Source organism: Rhodococcus oxybenzonivorans (genome assembly GCF_003130705.1).
Taxonomy (GTDB): Bacteria; Actinomycetota; Actinomycetes; order Mycobacteriales; family Mycobacteriaceae; genus Rhodococcus_F; species Rhodococcus_F oxybenzonivorans.
Genome location: NZ_CP021354.1, coordinates 2,036,820 through 2,052,335 on the forward strand (window position 1 = coordinate 2,036,820; position 15,516 = coordinate 2,052,335).

At 58.9% G+C, this 15,516-nt stretch carries 7 protein-coding genes and 1 pseudogene; all 8 read right to left on the minus strand.

The window, feature by feature from the left end:
- Position 1: 1 nt before the first annotated feature.
- The gene (locus tag CBI38_RS09820) at positions 2–691 is read right to left on the minus strand and encodes a TerD family protein (RefSeq protein ID WP_109328437.1); all 690 of its coding nucleotides are present in this window, start codon (positions 689–691) and stop codon (positions 2–4) included.
- Between the two features lie 123 nt (positions 692–814).
- Positions 815–928, minus strand: a pseudogene (locus CBI38_RS09825) (CoA-binding protein); the annotation flags it as partial.
- 163 nt (positions 929–1,091) lie between these two features.
- Positions 1,092–2,867 carry a DUF1998 domain-containing protein gene (drmB, locus tag CBI38_RS40560; RefSeq protein WP_109328438.1) on the minus strand — a complete coding sequence of 592 codons (1,776 nt, stop codon included), beginning with the start codon at positions 2,865–2,867 and terminating at the stop codon, positions 1,092–1,094.
- Positions 2,836–5,976, minus strand: coding sequence for a helicase-related protein (locus tag CBI38_RS09835; protein ID WP_109328439.1), 3,141 nt, complete (start codon positions 5,974–5,976; stop codon positions 2,836–2,838). Before CBI38_RS09835 ends, drmB begins: the two co-directional genes overlap by 32 nt.
- Positions 5,977–5,982: 6 nt before the next feature.
- Positions 5,983–7,713 carry an ATP-binding domain-containing protein gene (locus CBI38_RS09840; protein WP_109328440.1) on the minus strand — a complete coding sequence of 577 codons (1,731 nt, stop codon included), beginning with the start codon at positions 7,711–7,713 and terminating at the stop codon, positions 5,983–5,985.
- Between the two features lies 1 nt (position 7,714).
- Positions 7,715–12,400, minus strand: a complete 4,686-nt coding sequence (locus tag CBI38_RS09845) for a DEAD/DEAH box helicase (protein ID WP_230990133.1) — start codon at positions 12,398–12,400, stop codon at positions 7,715–7,717.
- Positions 12,401–12,923: 523 nt separating this feature from the next.
- Positions 12,924–14,033 (minus strand): DNA cytosine methyltransferase, encoded by a 1,110-nt coding sequence (locus CBI38_RS09850; RefSeq protein ID WP_109328442.1) that lies wholly within the window; start codon positions 14,031–14,033, stop codon positions 12,924–12,926.
- Positions 14,034–14,096: 63 nt separating this feature from the next.
- The gene (locus CBI38_RS09855) at positions 14,097–15,116 is read right to left on the minus strand and encodes a DNA cytosine methyltransferase (RefSeq protein ID WP_109328443.1); all 1,020 of its coding nucleotides are present in this window, start codon (positions 15,114–15,116) and stop codon (positions 14,097–14,099) included.
- Positions 15,117–15,516 lie beyond the last annotated feature (400 nt).

Below are 15,516 nucleotides of genomic sequence, written 5' to 3' on the forward strand. Positions count from 1 at the left end.
GCTACTTGCGGCCGGCTGCCCATTTCATGCCCCAGCTGTAGGCCTTGTCGAGGTCGGCCTGGCTGCCTTCGATGTACTTCACTTCGCGGGTGACGGTGATGCCTTGTCCGGTGTTCTGCAGCATCGCGATGGCACAGATGCGAGCGGAGCTATTCGACGAGTCGAGTCGAACCTCAACCTCGGGTCCGCTGGTGGGGAAGAGGGTGACGACACCGTCCACGGCTGCCCAGTTGGGTGCGCCGTCGTAGATCATCGCGAAGATGAGGATGCGCTTGAACATCTCCGGGCGATCCAGATTGATGTGCATGTTCTCGCCGCCGGTCACGGTGCCGGTGCGGTCGTCGGCGTCGAGCTTGATGAACGGGGCGGCCTGCAGCGATCCGAACGTGTTGCCGAGTGCCTGGACCACGCCCTTCGATCCGTCGGCGAGTTCGTAGAGGCAGCCGAGGTCCAGGTCAATGCCGGTGTTCCCGCCCGCGGCGGCCGCGAGCTTCGCGAAGAAGCCGGTCTTCTTCGGCTGCGGCGCCACGCCCGTCGACCAGTTGAGGTTGACCCGCATCGCGCCCTGCCGCTCACCCGACTTGGTGAGGCTGACCGAGGGCGCTGCCTTCGACAACGTCACCTTGCTCAGACTCACCCCGCCCTGCGGTGTGGCCGGAGTGGAGGGGCGACGGGTGTAGTCGATGGCCATGGGTAGAACCTTCCGTTTGACGACCGGGCGCCGTGTCGGATCGCTGTCCGATTTGCACGGTTTCGGTCCAGGGTAGTCATACGTTCGAAACTGCCCGACTCGACCTACACCTGGATCAGCCCGTCAGCTTCGCTTGTTCCACTCGATTGCCGGGCACGTATCCATGACCATGGCCAGTCCTTTTTCGGTCGTGCGTCGGAACGCTTCTTCGTCGATGACGCCGAGCTGGAACGAGACGCGCCCACCCAGGGATCCGTTGCAGAGTGGGCCGAGGAGCGAGGTCTTGGACATCCCCGATCCGGGAGTGTGCGCCCGACTACTGCGATAGTGCTGGGATTTGCCAATCGACACGGCAGCATCAGTTCGCTCTCACGGGACTGCAACAACTGTGCTGGCCAACTTAATCGACTTCAGTAAGAAAGCCTGCCGTCGCCTCGCCCTCCGTACCGACGAGACAAGCTCGATCGAGCATGCCGTTCTGCAGTTCGCAGGACACTTCGGGAATCAGGAGACAGGAGTGGCACGCGGCGAGGTTCTTCGCGCCGGTTCCTGTTGCCATTGACTCAAGGCACACAGGGTCGGCAGAACACCACTGAGCGCGCTCAGCTGCCGACTCCAATATCGCCTTAACATTATCGATCGTTCCTTGAGCGCAGAGTCCGCCTAGGCTCCCGGCCGCGTCAGCAGTCGCTGTGTAGAGCAGTATTCCGGACTGACCTGGTTCTGAATAGACGCGTTCTCGGATAGACGACGCAGGGTAACCAGTGTCGAGTGCAAGTTCGTTGAGGAGAGAGTGCGAAAGGGAGTGAAGCAGGAGGGATCTTGGATTGACGGGTTCTATCGCCCCAACCCACTCGGGTGCTGCCGACTGAATTGCTCTGGTGAGCATCAAAGCTCGCCCGAGTGCGAAGTCAGTCTCCTCCCACTTCTTGAGTGCATCCTCTCGGACTCGAAGAAAAACGCCTTCCCCCAATACCTCTACCGCGGGGAGCCAGTCTGTGCGCCCCCGGGAGAGCCGACCGCGGGCGGTACCCGACTCTTGCGTTGGGGCCGCGACACGTGCAAATCCGCGCAGTGCACGAACTTCCCGAAGCTTCGGGACTCGCGACACTAGATCGAGGAGGCCACCTGTGCTGTCGCTATGACGAATTTCGGATGGCACGCAAACGAACGTTTCTGTACCATCACGCTCAGGGTGCAATCGACCGAGTGCCTCGTACTCGTCAGCGCGCAAGATCCTCGTGGCCTCACCCTTCGTCGCAGGCGAATCGGCCTGCTTTCGATACGCGTCCTTCAGCGCATTCTCGTCGACCTGGTGCTGCCTTGCCTTGATTCCGAGTAGCAAATCGAGATCAGGGCTCGTGAGTCCTTCCAGTTCCGGCCGAATGCGCTCGAGGGCTTCCTCCGCTTTGGTAAGGGAACGATCGACTGTGAGCGCCGACCGTACATCGGCAAACCAGACATTTGATGCACCGCGCTGAAGGCCAACGAGATCCTCCGAACACCGGTCACGGTCACTACCCAGCCAGGGAGAAGAGCCAGCACAGCTCCGACCAAGCGCATTTCGTCCGAGAGCCCCTTCCAAGGTTTGGGATGCTCCACATGAGCAACTGACCGTTATCCCACCGAGTGTCGAGTTGCCAGGGTCCGTGGTGATTCGCAGGCCGTGGCGACCTTCTTCGACCGACTCCTTACCACGGTGAGCCCACCGCCGGTAGGGAAAGTCCTGTATGTGGCCTGCCGTACAGCATGAGACAAAACGGGACGGGACGAGCCTGACTGTCAGGCAGTGCCTACATTTGTTGACATATTCACCCTTCGGCTTGTCCGCGATCCTCCAGAACTTGTCGAGTCGTGAGCACTGGGGGCAGTACACCCACTCCGGGAACCGGACCATCGGTACCATACCTTCGCCATCCCCGCCCGGCGGTGAGTAAAGCCGGCTCACGCCAAGTGAGTCGCATAGCCGAGGCTCGTGGATTGCGTCCAGTTCACGCGGGTGCCACTCGTCGAGACCAGCGATCATGAAACTCTCGGACTCAACTGGCAGGACCGCACCGACACCATATGTGCTGATCAATTGGGTCCGCCTAACAGTCGCCTTGGTCGGGGGGCGTTTGCGGAGCCTCCTAGTCACAACCATGTTAGTTGGCCTCTCGTGCAAAATACTTGGCATACAGATGCGTCTCGGAGTCGACGTCGCGCATGCTGGTCAGTGTCGGCCACGGGGGTTGGCGAACGGGGTAGCTAGCCGGAGCCGAATGATTGCCTCCAGCTGTCGCTAGCAGTGCACGCTCGCCGAGTTTCGGCTTACTCTTCGGGTGCTTGATAGCCCCGTACTCGCGCACGAGTTCCGTCTGCACTGACTTCTGCCATATCTCGACAAGCCCGCGAAGTTGCTTAGCAAATGCCGCGGATTCGTCGGGCGCGACACGTTCAGCTCGTTTGACGAGCGCACAAACGACCTGATCGACAGCCGCATGGTACTTATCGATTTCGACTGCGGAACCGTCTTCGCGAAGGCCTGCGACAAGAAGTCGGATGGCAGCTACCAGTGTGCCGTGCGCGCCCCTGTCGCGAGCACGGGTCGCGAATGGAGTAGCCGTCGTCGCTTCAACTTCGCGATACAAAGCGCGGTGGAATGGAATGAAGGACTCATAATGAGATGCATCCCTTGAACGTTGGGCGTTAAGCGCGACTAGGACGAGCCCAGGATGGCGGCGACCCACACGGCTGGTGGACTGGATGTACTCTGAGGTGTTCTGAGGCTGGCCAGCGACGACCATCAGGCCGAGCCTGTCGATGTCGAGCCCCACGGAGATCATGTTTGTCGCAAGGACCACGTCCGGGCTTCCCATTCCAGGATATGCAGTTTCAAGTGACGCCATCGCTTGAGGAATCCTAGTCTGATCCACCCGAGAAGTGAGTTCGACCGGCTCCTGGGAGATGCTGCGTGTCGTGGCCCCGTGTCGCGCAGCAACGATACCCAACCGGTCGGGAATGTCGTCGAGAACTTGTAGGTAGGTCGAACCCAGTACCCTCAGACTGTTGAAGTATCCAAGTAGAGTCCAATAGCTGTCCTTCACCCCGTCCTCAACCTCGAGCTCGTGAACTGCTTGGAGTAGGGCAGAGTAGATGCGCACGAGGAGAGTCGCCTGGCTCGTGCCCGGCGCCATCACTCCGACGTACTGTCTGGTGCCCTTTGCCGCCGGCGACGCCTCGGTGGCGAAGTAATTGTCCGAGGGGTCGAGGCCTGGTGGTGGGAACTGAACGGCCCTTCGGTCAAACACGGCGCGCACCTGCTGTTCTGCACGCCGGATGGTCGCGGTCGACGCTAGAACCTTGGGTCTTCCCTGGTCAGTGCACGCGAGATCCACCGCGGATTCGTACAGACCGACCATCGTCCCTAACGGCCCTGAGATTAGATGTAGCTCGTCCTGAACAATCAAGTCTGGACGCGAGTTTGGACCGTCTACGGAGAGGAACCGCCCTATTTGGCCCCGCCACGTCATCATTGCGAACTTGTCAACAGTGCCGATCACGAGGGACGGCCTTTCTCGATAGACATCTGTATCAACGACGTAGAGCGGTAGTCCACCTCCGAACTCACAGCTCGATTGGCCGCAACTGATTACTAGCGTTTCCCCGGCCGCGTCGTAGTTCCGATGATCGAGTTCAGCCCTACACCAGGGACAGTGGAGGAGTTGAACAGGAGTGGACCCCTCGGGTTGTTCTCCTGAAGCTATCGCCTTAAGTATGTTGCGGGCATCCTCAACCTTGTTCGGCGTCGCTTGATTGCCTACCCAAAGGCCCAACGAGACAGGTGTTGCATTCGGAAGTTCACTCCTGCGGATAAGCTCGAGAGCGCAGATGAGTCCGGCGGCACGTTCGAACTGCTGCCGTGTGAGGAGTCGCAGTGTGTACCGCATGATCGCCGATACACCGCCGTCGCTAGCGCGACGGATTCGTCTGAGAAGAATCGCGAATCCGATACATCCAAGGTAAGCCTCTGTCTTTCCGCCACCGGTCGGAAACCAGAGAAGGTCGACGACGTTTCGATCATCATGAGTCGGGTCTGCAAGCCCCGGGAGGTTCATCAAGATGAAAGCAATCTGAAACGGACGCCAGCTTTGCGCAGAGCGAGCGTCACCACGGGCGTTATCCTGCGCGCTCCGTTGCATAACCATTGCCTGGTTCATGAGTCGAAACGCGCGATCGATCTCAGGGTCGTCGAGTGCTTCGATACCATCGCGGATGCGCTTCGCGCATTGTTCCGCCCTGTCCATGTGTTCGAAGGCGACGGCGCGGTGGGATTCATCCAGCGACTGCGCATCTCTGCGACGGGTGGCGATCCAGCGCTCGTACGCGCTGGCGACTTCGAAAATTTGCGAGCGATCCGAACTTTTCGCCAGCTGGTCCATCTGGAGGTCATAGGTGCCGAACTCGTCGGACTCGTCCCCCCCGGACGGACTTGCGAGACGGACATCGTGGCTCGGAACGAAGGTGGTGCGCAGCTCCGTGATTGACGTCGAAGTGTCGTCCCAAGTGACTGCGCAGCCGTGTCCGATCGCGAGGGAGGGCTCGCTCCTGTAAAGGAAATCCGCCGAACGTGCGTCCGCGTCCATCGTTGGAACATTACGTGTTCGTCTTCGATCGATGAATTCACCTCCGATTGCAACCACAGTGAGGTGTGGACGGAACCAGCAGTATGCGTCTGCATGTCCCGTGACTTGCGACTGTTCGTTGGTATTGACAAGTGTCAGAGTTATGCGCGTGAGTCCATAGACCGCAGGTCGGATGACTCCAACGATGCGTAGAGCCTCATTACCATCCGCAGCAGCCTCATCGATGCGGGTTGGTACGTTGGTCGGCATTGACAGCCCCCCCTCTCGGTAGACGTCTACCGGAAGCCAGGATCCGTTCGTGTCGGAGCGGTACCGTCGAGCAGATGTCAGTACGCGAATCTCTCTAGTAACCTCGGCATTTACGGTGAAGGTGATGCCCATGGAGGAGGGCCTGAGAGCGTGTGAAAGCGACACTGCTGTCTCGGCGGTGCCTTCATCCAGTGGACCGCTGATGCCCTGGCTCATCGCTTCGTCTTCAGCGAGTCCGGCACGGTAACCATCGCCCGCTGATTGGGTCTTGGGGTGGAGTACGCCGACGATAATTCTGTTGAGTGGTGGCTCCCCCAAAGGCACTGCGCCCTGCGGGCCCATGAGTTCGTCCTCAAGTTTTTCAACGATGCCTGATCGCGCCTCATACCAAGCCGTGAGGTCTTCCGTCATTTCAACTCACCTTTCGCGACAAACGTCGGAGAATCCGAACGGGCGGGGGCGAAGCCAAAATCTCACGTCAACCCCCTGGGACCATGTGGATTCCACTCCATCCAAGGGAACACTACCGAGTGAAGGCCATCTTCCTGACTGTCCTTGCATGCGAAGCGCTCTCGCAACTAGCATGCCGAACTGCGGAGTCGTAGCGCCCGCGACTTCCTCGTCGACACGGCATCGGTAGCTCGGCCACTCCGCGCCTCCGGACGAGAGGAGCTCGAACTCGAGGTCAGTGCAGTGCGCATGCTCCGCAAGCGCGGCTTGGCCCGCGGCCGTGCCGATTTGAACGTCCAATCGAAGATCGTCAGGCGTTACAAAGATTTTCGCCGGGATGTCGTGAGCGGGATGTGGTACATAAAGTCGCCCACTTCCCGCTGCATGCTTTGTGTACGGCGGCTCCCAATTGATCACGACGACCTTATCGCGCGCCCGGGATAGGGCCACAAACAAAAGCTCGGCTTCAGGCTCTCGGTCGGCTGGCGGCCTCAATATCGATCTCGCACCCACAACCGCCACGTTGTCGAACTCCAGCCCCTTGGCTTGATGAATCGTTAATACCTGGATGGCGTTGCCGAAATCTTCAAACCACGGGTCGGAAGTGTCCTCCGCTCTCGCGCATGTTCGTGCAATTGCCCGCCAGTCGATGGTCTTACCTGAGCCAGCCGAATGATGCAAAAATCTGAACCAACCTCTATCGACGCCATCCACAGACTCAGCGAAGTCGCGAAAATTCTCTTGTGACACTGGGGCTCCGCCAAGCGCCGACCACAATTGCGCGACCCATGGCGCAACAAATGGGCGGTTCCTACCGGATTCGCGCCACCTGCACCGAACGCCGGATCTGCTCAGGTAGTCGAACACGAGAGCCACCTCGGCGTTTGTCCGCACCAATACGGCGGTGCTCCCTGCCCAATCCTGTACCTTTCCTGCGAACTCAGTGAGATGGAAATGGGTTAGGTCTGAAACCAAATCGTCGAGCAGGTCGACTTGGTCGTCTGCGGTCGCACGGCGAAGCCTGCTTCCTACTGCCGCGACCTTACGAGGACCTCGCCGCCGTGCTCGATATCCTCCATCCAATGTCAGGATTGTCGTGATGGAGCGCGCCCTGAGGTCGTCGAGGAGATTATCCCATGCCGACTTGCGGGTATGATTCGCGATACCGTCCAGGAATTCGTAGATGGACTGCAGGGGGTCTCCGAAGATCGTCACGCCAGCGTCTTCAGGAAGCCGGTCGATGACAGCGCAGAGAAGTGCACGTCTGGCCAGAGCGAGGTCCTGTGCCTCGTCGACAATCACATGGATGACACCGTCGAATTCCCCCTCGTACCTCCTCTCCAATTGTGAGGTCGCCTCGCGGACCACCCTGTCGAAATCGACTGGCACGACGGCATCTGTGCATGGATCGGTCTCTGTCAATTGCCAAGCGAGTGAGTCGAGTGTCATCGCCGAGATAGTGGCGCGATAGTCGCCATCAATACTGCCGAAAGCGTTGAAGGCAGCCTTGACCGCAGCCCGCGAGAATGACAGGAAGAGTATTTGTCGGTCCTCGGCAGCCCCGGCCGTCGCATCGATTTCACCAATCAGTGCCACGCTTAAGGCGGTCTTGCCGGCACCGGGCCCAGCAACCACGATCCTGCGTGCTTGGGGAGGTGCGTCAAGGACTCGGCGTTGCGATTCGTCGAAATCAACCATTTCAAAGACCGATCTCCTCGTCGATGATCTCCTTCAGGCTGTCGAACGCGATGCTGTCGCCGAACTCGACGACATTGTCGAGGACATTGACGATCAGGACTTCTTCGCTGCCGCCATTCCTGGGCCCCCGCAGTCCTCGACCGATCATCTGCTGGTAGCGGACCTCGCTTGTAGTTGGTCGAGTGATATAGACAGCCCTCGTCAGTGGCGCGTCGAACCCCTGCGACAGCACTGCGTAGTTGGTAAGGACCCGAAGCTCGCCTGACTTGAATCGGTCGATCGCCGTTCGACGGTCCTCTGGGCTTGTGTCTTGATCAATAGATGCGGCTGGCCGCCCCGCCAATGTGAGAAGTGTCGCGACAGTCTGTGCGTTCTCAACTGAGGTTGCGAAAACGACGATAGGCCAATCGGCGGGCTTGCTCATTATCGAATCGACGATCGTCCTCGTGCGCTCTTCAATTCGCCCGAGCCTCCTTTCGGCGTTCCTCGGCATCCAGTACTTGCTGCGGAACTCTTCAAGCTCGTCCGCAGACAACTCGATAGAGACGCCGTTAAGCACCTCAAGCCGTGCCCGAGCGAGAACTCGGTCTCGTTGCAGACGGACCTGTGGGGATTCATCACCGAACACCCCCTCGTCAAGCACATTGTTGTCGAATCGGCGAAGAAGTCGTTCGGTTTCAGCGCTGTCTCTGCGCCCACGGAAAGGAGTCGCGGTGAGTCCGAGTAGTGGCTTGTCACGTTCTCGGCTACTCCGTCCGGCCCACTCCAAAATGAGCGTGTATGACTGTGTTAGGGCTCCGTGAGCCTCGTCGATAACCACGAGTGGACTCTGCGTTAGCCAGACGAAATCGGGATTGCTAATCGCGTTTCTCGCAATCTTCTGCCAAGTTGCGATGACGACCTGGACGCCTCCAACTTCCTCCTGAATCTCGTAATTCGACCAGAACCGACTGAGGACAAGTTGCGTATCTTGCCTGCCGACAGCGCGCCACAAAAAAGACCACGCATCGATCGCCTGCTCGCACAGCTCCTCACCGTCCGCAAGCCAAAGTATCGGTCCAGTGAAAAGCCCCTCGTCACCGTCTAGATGTCCCCCTTCGATCGTTTCGATGATGGACTGAACAGCGACTCGAGTCTTGCCCGCCCCGGTTGGCAACGAAATGATGCCGCGGCGCGGACCCTCACCAGTAAGCAGACTGTGCAACCGCTTAGCGACCGCTTCCTGATAATCGTGCAGGGGCTTCAGCTTGGTGGGTCCGTCGACATACTCTGTTGGCTTGTTCCGTTTGCGCCCCTTCTGGCCAGCCCACTCATCGCTGAAGCCTAGGTCGCGTACCCATCTGCGAGTCTGAAAAGAACCCTGCCAACTGGACGGCGGAGTAGCTGGTAGACCATGAGGATCGACCTTGCAGACTCGCTCAAGTGCCCTGACTCCGAGCATCGTTATACATAGCCGCGCAAGCTCAATTCCCTTGGGAGGCATCGCGGATGAACCTGCGAGATATTGCAGTGCGTCTCGTGGGATTAGCGATTCGAGTCGTTGCTCGCCAGCGAAGGAAAGGAGGCGTTCGGCGTCGTCAGATGCCTTCCTTATTTGACGCATAAGTTTGGAGTCACGTTTTCTTCGGATCGCTTCCAGGAAAGCGTCGACCTGTTCGTCGGAGTTATCGAGCTCCAGGCATGTAAGTGACTGCTTAAGCATCTCTCGATCGTGCCCCCCGGTGACAAGTATCGTGTCTCCATCCCTGGCATATGCGCATTCGATCCGCATTTCAGGACGTCCGGGCACTGCGGCGACCTTACTGATGGACAAGCACTTCTGCAGTATAAGCTCGTCAGGATCGTCTTCCATGTCGAGCTCATCGAAGATATCGAAAACATCAACGATGCACTCGGGCTCGGCGCTCGTCTCGTACGAATACGTCAGTGGGAGATCTTTGCCTTCCAAGCAATCCCAAAACTCCCGCAAGTTATATGAGTCTTCCGGCGCGTCGACCAGTATGCACTTGATCCCGAACTCGTCCAACCCGCGATGAGCCTCCGGAGACAACGCCACTGCTACTTCCGACGGTGCGGCTTCTATCCAGCTACCCCTTGTCTTGACCCACACCTTGTCGGGCGCTGAGTTGGGATGAACGTGACACCACCAAGCGTAAGTACGACCGACCTGGACGGAATCATTACGGTCTACATGCGTGCGAGCTAGTTTTGCGAACGCTGCGGTGTCGAGGCTGCTGACATCGGTTCGAAGCTCGAGGACCCGCGCCATCTCTTCACTGATATCAACGCCAGTGGCAACAGGAAGCAATCCATCGATGTCTTGCGTTTCGATGGACGGATCGAAAGCCTCACCGACGGCCACCGGCCCAAGCGCGGTCGGGAGCATCCCGTGTTTCCTTACCCACCACAACTCTGGGGTAATGAAGCGAGCGGCTCGGTCTTGGCTAGGGTGGGTGACTCGGACGCGCGGATCATCGATACTTTCGATCACTGCGACGGTGAGAGCAACTCTATTCGTCGCGCCGAGCTCTGGAAGGCACTGAAGCGGTCCCAACAGGGGCCCGGGGGACTCGATACGGAGCTTCTCGCGCGTTTGAATCCCGAGGGTCATACGGTCACCGACAGACGTGACCAATGTCTTCCAGTACTGGCGGAACCACTTCTCAGGCTCGCGACTGGCGTCCCTCGTCGGACGACTCCTGACTCCGAGCAAGTTGAGAATCTCGCCGTCTGCAGCGTGGTAGGTGCCGTCGATGAGGTAAAGGGCATCCTCCTTGATCTGCTTGAGGCGATCGCCAGCAACGTAATGGTTCTCGGGGAGGACCCATTCGCCCCTACCGTCTCTGACACGGACTATTTGGGATGCTTTTCCCCGCAGGATCTGTTCGAAGCCATCGCGGACCGCAGCTTGGCCGGACCCTCGCATCGAGCTCCAAAGCGCATCCCAGTCTGCTGTGCCTGCATCCGCGAGGTCAGAGAGGAGTTGCAGCATCTCTCCGGCATCTTCGAAGGAGGTAATTCCGAGAGACTCCAATGCCTGAAGAGTCGATGGACGGTCGATCACCCGCGGATCCACGAAGACAGACCCGCCTTGGGACGCCGCTGTCCGAATGAAGCACTGGCCCTGCACGGGGCGTTGAAGCTGGCCGGTCTCAAGAAGAACGATTCGCGAGTCTCTCACGTCCATCTGGGCATTGCCGCCAAGTGCGGCGACACCGGCCGCTATCTCTATGGCGGCAGCGGACTGAGTCGGGCTTGGCTCAGCAACAACTGCTTCCAGCCAATCGAGCACCCGCGCGGTGGGGCGTGGGTTGTCAATCATTAGTCGTTCGACCTTGGAACGCCGCTCGGGGCTCGTCGTGCAGTCAGGGTGGACCCAGGTTTCACGGAGTGCCGCGACCTCTCTCCACTCTTCAGCCCATTCACCAATCGTTTCGCTGGGAATTCTGCGGACGGAGTTAGGGGAGCGAAGTTGACCATCGAGGTCTGGAATGCAACGAGAATCCCGAAGTCGGGTGTAGACAGGCTCGTTTAAGACCGCGTCCGCCCAGCTACGTTCCTCGCGTCCACGTGCGGGAAGAATATCTATGTACCGGCCGTAGGCGCCGTCGGCGACAAGTTCCTTCCGCGCGTCGACGACGAGGTGAGGAACCACTTCCGTCAGAATTTCAAAGTTGAACTCGCACTCAATAACGTTAATTCTGTCATCAGAGAGCTTCCAAGGGGCGTTAATGCGACCGCTAAGTGTCACGTCGGACTTGACCGGGAAGAACGCGCACAATTGACCAACACCGGCCTTGCCTGTCGCGGGCACCGCCCAGCTGACGGTAACAGAATCGCGACGCGCCGCATGCCCAGCTGACGCGAGCGCGGTGTCCGACGGTTTGTGTTCTCTCGCGAATACCAACCACTCCCGTTCACCCTCCTCTGTCGACAGTACAACCCTGTTCCCCTTCTTGGAGGCTGTGATTCTGCGACTCTCTCCTTTGAATTCGTCTCGAAGGTCGAGCTGTTTTACATGCGGAGCGAATAGATTAAATGACTCGTCGAACTCTGAGATTTCTCCTGAGAGTTGGCTCGCAAATCCCGGTTTCAGCGGCACTTTGATAATAGTGACAGCCCACCCGGCCAAATCTGACAGGACCGGGTCCGAGTGGAACTCGGCGCGTGGGTCGAGGACCCAAGCGAGACGGAGTGCGGCGACATCGGCAGGATCGAAGTGCTCACCCAGTTCTGTCGACAGCTCACTCGCTGTGGCGAATCGGCTAAATTCGAAGCAAATCGAATGACTGAAAATTTGAGGAGCGTCGGAGATTCCGCTAATGGATTTGAAGCCGAGCCCAAAGCGGCCGATTTCACCACCGATTTTATTCGACAGATGAGTGTAGAGGAGCGCGCGCACCCCCGACGCGACGAACGGCTGTCCCTGGTTTGCGACGTATAACGCATGGTCAGTGAGGACGACTTGGACCCGACCGGGCGAGCCGCGCAGTGCATCGGCGGCATTCTGCACAAGCTCTTGTATTTGCTTCCGTCCGTAGCCGCCCTCCGCGATTCCGCGCTCCTTGCCAGCGTCTTCCAGAACCCGATTAGAATCCCGCTTATACACCTCGACGCATTTCGCGTGGTAGTCGTTTACTTGACCGACAAGTGTCGGATCCGGGATTGCCCACCCCTGCTTGACCACCGACAAACCTCCAACAATGTCAACAAAGCTATCTTCGATAGGACTCGAACGGTACATATCTTTGGTGTGCGACAACCCGCATTTCGCAACGGCACAAAGATGAGGTGGAAGAATCCCTCGCTCTTGGCTGAATGCTGCGACAGAGTGGGCATTGGTCGTCTTACCACGGATCGACGCTCATGTTCGTGCTGTGACATGCGAAGGCCGCGTGCCACCAGGATTACCCAGAGTGGGTCTGGTCTGATCGGCACCCCAGGTCGGTACCGAACTGTGGACGGAAGTAACCAAGTGCATCCCACTTCTTGTCGTCGGCGGGCCCATGCAGTGCCGTCTAATGTCCGAATCGGAACTATGGCTTCAAAAGTTACACCTCGCGTGTGACAGCCAGCGTACGAACGCAGGCTGACGGAAGCGCTGTGGTGCAGGCCGGCCGTCGTGGCCGTCCCAACTTCGTTTCGTAGACCTGGGTGGCGTCGATAGATCAGAAGGACTCGGGACCTGACTACCACAGCACCACAATCAGTTAGTTGGCATATGATCCGCTCAGGGCCCCGTGCTTCGACTGTGACCATTCCTTCCGGACCACTTCATCGAAGAACTCTGGGTTCAAGTCCAATCGAAGTGCCGCAGCCAGAACGTGGGCGCCTAAACGTGGTGGAATCGCATTGCCTATCTGTTGCGAGATGGCGTTGCCCCTCCATGGGAAGTCATGAGGAAACGTCTGAAGTAGGCCCGCCTCGGCGTTGGTAAAGCGTGGAAGTTCGGCACCGTTGGAGCCCACAATTCGGTTACGAGAGATCTTTCCCGTGACGGTGGCGGAAGGTTCGTGGGACAGTCGCCGTCCGCGATTCCGCGGGTCGCCACCAGAGCCGTAGTTCGAAACGACTTCAAATTCTCCGCGCACCAGCCCTTGGGGGACGACGTTAAGGGCGTCCTGCATGTTCGTCCACCGCGGAAGTCCAGGCACTCCTGCCGTAATCGTCTCCCCCTTGCGGTACGGTCGGTGGGTTGGCAAGGGAAGAGCCGGAGCGAACTTGCGGTTGGCCACGAGAATCGCCCGTCGGCGAGTCTGCGGAACGCCGTATTGTTCGGCACGAAGGACGCCGCACACGGTCTTATACCCCAGCCCCTCCAGAACCTCGCCCATCGCTTCCCATACTGGTAGAACGGCTGGAACCTGTTCGAGAATCACAGCGTCGTAGGGAATACCTAGTTCATGAGACTCGATAACCCAGCGCAAGGGTTGTAATACTAAGCCGGTTCGCTCGTCCTCAAGGGCCGCGATCGCGGATGTCACGTCGACGCCAATTGCCATCTGTTTGACGAAAGCCAACACCTCGTTGAGCGCTCGTCGGCCACTGCCTGCGCCCGCGACGGTGTATGTCTGGCAGGGCGGCCCGCCAGCTAGCACATTAGCATCGGAAAAATCAGCGGGGCCGAAGCTGCGCACATCCCCATGTTCCGTGGTGAGGCCGGCCTCATTGCGCGTCTCGAAGGCATCGTCATCCCACTCGATCCCGTGTACCGGTATACCCAACCAATGGGCAGCGACGTCGAGCCCCCCTGGCCCTGCGAACAGATCGACGATTCGGTATCGGGACGCGTGCGCGTTCCGTCGCTTGCTAGAGGCCATGGACAAGTATGTTATTACCTCGTACCGACCAACTCTTACATGCGACCGTTGTTGGATGTGGGGTTAGAAACGCATCGATGAGGAGATCGAGAGCCCCAGCGCGTAAGCGAGCGGCGGCGGAACAGCGTTCGCAATCTGACGATATCGAGCGGTCTTGCGCCCGGCCACGTGCCAATCATCCGGAAACCCCTGTAAAATCGCTGTCTGTTCGACAGTCAAGCGCACCATTCCTTGCCGACCCTTCCTTGGCATCCAAGCGAAATCGCTCCGCGGGACAGCGTCACTGACGGTCCCACCGTCGACGCCTATCCTCGCCCATGCGCGTTTCGTTCCAGTCGGCCCAAGATCTGCGCCGCCGCGCTCCCACGAACCACCTACGATCGTCGGCGCAAGGATCCGCGCCTGATGAGCCCAGCTGTCCGCGTCCGGCCAGCCACTTGATCGCATAGACTCGGCCAGGACTTCCCCAACTGTCGTGCGAGGGTTGGATGCAGGAAGCGGAGGCAGGAAGCGATTAGCAGCGACACTGTCCAGCCCCACCACAAATCCATGTTTTCGGTCCTGGGCCAGGTTGAAATCAGCAGCGTTAAGAATTAAGAAGTTGCACCGGTAACCCATATCTTCCAATCCGTGCCGGATATAGTCCCGCAGCGGAAAATATGTCTTCGAACTCACAAGGTCAGGAACGTTGTCTATTAGAACGCACCTCGGTCGAACCTCAGATGTCAGCCGGAGCGTTGTCCGCATTAAATCGACCTCCGACTCCGCTCCCCGAGCTCGCGCATTTGCTGCTGTAGCTTTCAATCGGGGAAGGCCGGCGGACAACAGGTCAACGCCGAATACCTGAGGCGCATCGGTGGGATCGAAGTCACGGATATCCATTTCTCGAACATCCCAACTAGGACGGTTTTTCCGCAACGTCTCACATGCAATCGGGAGCTCTTCGATCAGCAAGACTGGATCGAACCCTGCCATTTCTAGTCCCAGTGCCAGCCCTCCCACTCCTGCACAAATCTCAAGGGAAGTGAGCCGTCGGCCCGCGTCGCGGCGACGCGCGATACCTGGAGCTAACGCATTACTCATCAATCCCCATTCCTAACAGCTTCACCGGTCCCGGGCCTTAAAACCCGCGCTCGATCGCCGCATCACTGTTCTCCCACCTCGGGTGATTCGTACACGATACCAATCGGTATGGTTTGTACGTCGACGGGTGAATCTTCCGGGCGTCGATAGGTTTGCAAGAGCTACTGGTTCGCCCCGAAGAAGGCCGAGGTGTCGCGTTGTCGGCGAGGATTCATGCGATGCCTTCCCTGGGGGCCTGCGCGGTGATGGAAGCACGACGTCTTCTTGAGCAGGCCTCGGAGGTCCAGGGCGTCGGGATTCAGTGTAGGCCCGCGTTCGACATGGTCCACGACTGGGTGGAACATGGCGAATACAAACCTGAAGGGTACCTACAGGGTGCGGCGGCCAGCGTCGAGTGTAT